1 protein-coding gene is annotated in these 5,190 nt (G+C 67.5%); it reads left to right on the top strand.

The window, feature by feature from the left end; all coding sequences use genetic code 11:
* Positions 1-12: 12 nt before the first annotated feature.
* Positions 13-5,190 (top strand): IPT/TIG domain-containing protein (locus tag EST92_RS30990; protein ID WP_343283822.1); only part of this gene is annotated, 5,178 nt, incomplete at its 3' end.

The raw sequence follows: 5,190 nt of genomic DNA, 5'->3' as shown, positions 1-5,190 counted from the left end.
ACGACTGCTCCGGTGGTGTCGGGGACGATCAGTCCGACGGCCGGTCCCACTGCGGGTGGCACCGTGGCCACGATCACCGGTACGGACCTGGCGGGCGCCACCGTCACCATCGGCGGTGCGGCGGCGACGATTACGTCCAATACGGGCACCGTGATCACCCTGACCACCCCCGCAGGGATCGCCGGCAGTGCCGCTGTCGTGGTGACCACCCCCGGTGGCAGCGCTTCCGCCGGCACCTTCACCTACATCGCTGCCCCGGTGGTGACCGGCACGATCAGTCCCACGGCCGGTCCCACCGCGGGGGGTACGACTGCCACGATCACCGGCACGGACCTGGCCGGTGCGACGGTGACCATCGGTGGGGTGGCAGCGACCATCACCTCCAACACGGGCACTGTGATCACCCTGACCACCCCGCCCGGCACCGCCGGCAGCGCCGCGGTCGTGGTGTCCACGCCCGGCGGCACCGCTTCCGCCGGTAGCTTCACCTACACGACCGCTCCCGTGGTGACCGGCACGATCAGCCCGACGGCCGGGCCCACCGCGGGTGGCACCGTGGCCACGATCACGGGTACGGACTTGTCCGGTGCGACGGTGACGATCGGTGGGGTGGCGGCGACGGTCACGTCCAACACGGGCACCGTGATCACCCTGACCACCCCGCCCGGCACGGCCGGCGGCGCCGCTGTGGTGGTGTCCACGCCGGGCGGTAGTGCGTCGGCCGGAACCTTCACCTACACCACCGCGCCGGTGGTGACCGGCACCATCAGTCCCACGGCCGGGCCGACGGCGGGTGGGACGACTGCCACGATCACGGGTACGGACCTGGCCGGTGCGACGGTGACCATCGGTGGGGCGGCGGCGACGATTACGTCCAATACCGGCACCGTGATCACTCTGACCACCCCTGCGGGAACCGCGGGCAGTGCCGCGGTTGTGGTGGCCACCCCGGGGGGCAGTGCGTCGGCGGGGACGTTCACCTACACGACCGCCCCGGTGGTGACCGGTACGATCAGTCCGACTGCTGGGCCGACGGCCGGTGGGACGACGTTCACCATCACGGGCACGGACCTGTCCGGTGCCACCGTCACGATCGGCGGCGCGGCGGCGACCATCACCTCCAACACCGGCACGACCCTCACCGGTACCACCCCGGCAGGAACTGCCGGGGTCGCGGCGGTCGTGGTGACCACCCCCGGTGGCAGCGCGTCGGCGGGCACCTTCACCTACACGACCGCCCCGGTGGTGACCGGCACGATCAGTCCGACGGCCGGGCCCACGGCGGGTGGCACCGTGGCCACGATCACCGGCACGGACCTGGCCGGTGCGACGGTGACCATCGGTGGGGCGGCGGCGACGATTACGTCCAATACGGGCACCGTGATCACCCTGACCACCCCCGCGGGCACCGCCGGCAGTGCCGCTGTCGTGGTGACCACCCCCGGTGGCAGCGCCTCCGCCGGCACGTTCACCTATACCGCTGCTCCGGTGGTGTCGGGCACGATCAGCCCCACGTCCGGTCCCACGGCGGGTGGGACGACTGCCACGATCACCGGTACGGATCTGGCGGGCGCCACTGTCACCATCGGCGGGGTGGCGGCGACGATCGTCTCCAACACGGGCACTGTGATCACTTTGACCACCCCGGCAGGCACCGCCGGCAGTGCCGCGGTACTGGTGACCACCCCGGGCGGCAGCGCCTCGGCGGGCACCTTCACTTACACGACCTCCTTCGCGGCGATCTTGGGTGTTGCTCCGGGGGCGGGTACGCCGTCGGGGGGGACTGCGTTCACGGTGCGGGGGGTGGATCTGACGGGTGGGTCGGTGACGATCGGGGGCCAGCCTGCCACCGGTGTGACGGTCAATGCGGCCGGTACCGTGCTGAGCGGGACCGCTCCGGCCGGCTCGACGGGCAACCAGCCCATGGTCGTCACCACGCCGGGCGGATCCCGGACCCTCCCCGGCGGATACACCTACGCCAGCACCTACGTCACCAACAGCGGCGGCAACACGGTCTCGGTGGTCGATCCCAGTACCAACACGGTCACCGCCACCATTACCGTCGGCACCGGGCCCGTGGGTGTGGCGGTCACCCCGGACGGCACCCGTGCCTACGTTCCCAACCAGGGCAGTAACAGTGTTTCGGTGATCAATACGGCGACCAATGCCGTCACCGCTACTGTCACCGTCGGCACCAGCCCCACGGGGGCGGCGGTCAGTCCGGACGGTACCCGGGCCTACGTCACCAACTATGGCAGTAACAGTGTTTCGGTGATCAGTACGGCGACCAATGCCGTCACCGCTACTGTCACCGTTGGCACCAACCCGCAAGGCGTGGCGGTCACGCCGGACGGTACCCGTGCCTACGTCACCAACTCCGGCAGCGGCAGTGTTTCGGTGATCAACACCGCGACGAACACCGTGAGTGCCGCCGTCACCGTCGGCACTAGCCCCGTGAGTGTGGCGGTCACGCCGGACGGTACCCGTGCCTACGTCACCAACTATGGCAGCGGCAGTGTTTCGGTGATCAACACCGCGACGAACACCGTGAGTGCCGCCGTCACCGTCGGCTCCAACCCCGCGAGGGTGGCGATCACGCCGGACGGTACCCGCGCCTACGTCACCAACCAGACCAGCAACAACGTTTCGGTGATCAACACCGCGACGAACACCGTCACCGCCACCATCACCGTCGGCACTAACCCCACGGGGGTAGGGGTCTCTCCGGACAGCACCCGCGTCTACATCACCCAGGCTGTTGCTTCCGGTACGGTCAGCACCATCGACACCGACGCCAACACCGTGATCTCCACGGCCACGGTAGCCGTCGGCACCAACCCCAACGATGTTGCGGTGTTGGGTGTTGTGCCGTCGATTGTTCCGGCAGTGGGTACCCCTGCGGGGGGCACCGCGTTCACGGTGCGGGGTGTGAATCTCACGGGTGGGTCGGTGACGATCGGGGGCCAGCCTGCCACCGGTGTCAGCGTCAATGCGGCCGGCACCGTACTGAGCGGGACGACCCCGTCCGGCTCCACGGGCAATCAGCCGGTAGTCCTGACCACCCCGTCCGGGTCTTGGACTCTTCCCGGTGGATACACCTACGCCGGCACCTACGTCACCAACCAGGTCAGCAACACGGTCTCGGTGATCGATCCCAGTACCAACACCGTCACCGCCACCGTCACCGTCGGCGCCGGACCGTACGGTGTGGCGGTCTCCCCGGACCACACCCGCGCTTACGTCACCAACATTGCTGGCAATAGTGTTTCGGTGATCGACACCACGACCAATACCGTCACCGCTACCGTCACCGTGGGCACCAGCCCGGTGGGGGTGGCGGTCACTCCGGACGGTACTCGCGCCTACGTCGTCAACAACGCCAGCAATTCGGTGTCGGTGATCAATACGGCAACGAACACGGTGAGTGCTACCGTCGCCGTCGGCACCACCCCCTTTACGGTGGCGATCACTCCAGATGGCACCCGCGCCTACGTCACCAACTCTGGAGGTACTACTGTCTCGGTGATCGACACAGCGACTAACACCGTCACCGCCACGATCACTGTCGGTACCGCCCCGCATGGCGTGGCGGTCACTCCGGACGGTACTCGCGCCTACGTCGTCAACAACGCCAGCAATTCGGTGTCGGTGATCAATACGGCAACGAACACGGTGAGCGCTACCGTCGCCGTCGGCACCACCCCCTTTACGGTGGCGATCACTCCAGATGGCACCCGCGCCTACGTCACCAACTTGGGCAGCAACAGCGTCTCCGTGATCAACATCGCGACCAATACCGTAACAGCCACGATCACCGTCAGTGCCGGCCCGTTCGGGGTGGCTGTTTCTCCCGACAGTACCCGTGCCTACATCACCCATGCTGTTGCCTCCGGAACCGTTACCACCATCGACACCGATGCCAACACCGTGATCGCTTCCGCCGCGGTTGCCGTCGGGAACATCCCCCGCGTCGTTGCGGTGTTGGGGGTTGTGCCGTCGATTGTTCCGGCGGTGGGTACTCCTGCTGGGGGCACGGCGTTCATGGTGCGGGGGGTGAATCTGACGGGTGGGTCGGTGACGATCGGGGGTCAGCCTGCCACCGGCGTCACGGTGAATGCGGCCGGTACTGTGTTGAGCGGGACGACGCCTGCCGGTTCGACGGGCACTCAGCCGGTGGTCCTGACCACCCCGTCCGGGTCCCGGACCTTGCCCGGTGGATACACCTACGCCGGTGCCTATGTCGCCAACTATGGCAGCAACACGGTCTCGGTGATCGATCCCAGTACCAACACTGTAACCAGCACCATTTCCGCTGGCACCAACCCGAACACCGTGACGATCGCCCCGGACAGCACCCGCGCTTACGTCACCAACAGCGGCAGCAACAACGTGTCGGTGATCGATACGGCGACGAACACGGTGAGTGCCACCGTCGCCGTCGGCACCAACCCCGGGTCGGCGGCGGTCACACCGGACGGCACCCGCGTCTACGTCCCCAACAACAGCAGCAACAATGTCTCGGTGATCAACACCGCGACCAACACCGTGAGCGCCACCATCACTGCCGGCACCAACCCCACCACGGTGGCGGTCACGCCCGACGGCACCCGCGCCTATGTCGCCAACAACACTGGCAACAATGTCTCGGTGATCAATACGGCGACGAACACCGTGAGTGCCACCATTACCGTCGGCACCAGCCCATACGGCATGGCGGTCACACCGGACGGTGCCCGCGTCTACGTCGCCAACAACGGTAGCGGCACTGTTTCGGTGATCAATACGGCGACGAACACCGTGAGTGCCACCATTACCGTCGGTACCAGCCCCGCGAGGATGGCGGTCGCCCCGGATGGCACTCGCGTCTACGTCGCCAACAGCGGTAGCGGCACTGTTTCGGTGATCAACACCGCTACCAATGCTGTCACCGCTACCGTCACCGTCGGTACCAGCCCCACGGGGGTGGTGGTCTCTCCCGACAGCACCCGCGCCTACGTCACCCTGGCTGTTGCCTCCGGAAGCGTCGTCACCCTCGACACCGACACCAACACCGTAATCTCCACCGCTGCGGTTGCCGTCGGCAGCAGCCCCCTCGATGTTGCGGTGTTGGGGGTTGTGCCGTCCATCGTCCCGGCAGTGGGTACTCCGGCGGGGGGTACTGGGTTCATGGTGCGGGGGGTGGGTCTGACG

Origin of the sequence: Streptomyces sp. TM32 (assembly GCF_004122755.1) — a bacterium.
Classification (GTDB): Bacteria; Actinomycetota; Actinomycetes; order Streptomycetales; family Streptomycetaceae; genus Streptomyces; species Streptomyces sioyaensis.
Note: the sequence above shows the minus strand (reverse complement) of the source record. Positions and strands in the feature narration are given on the sequence as shown.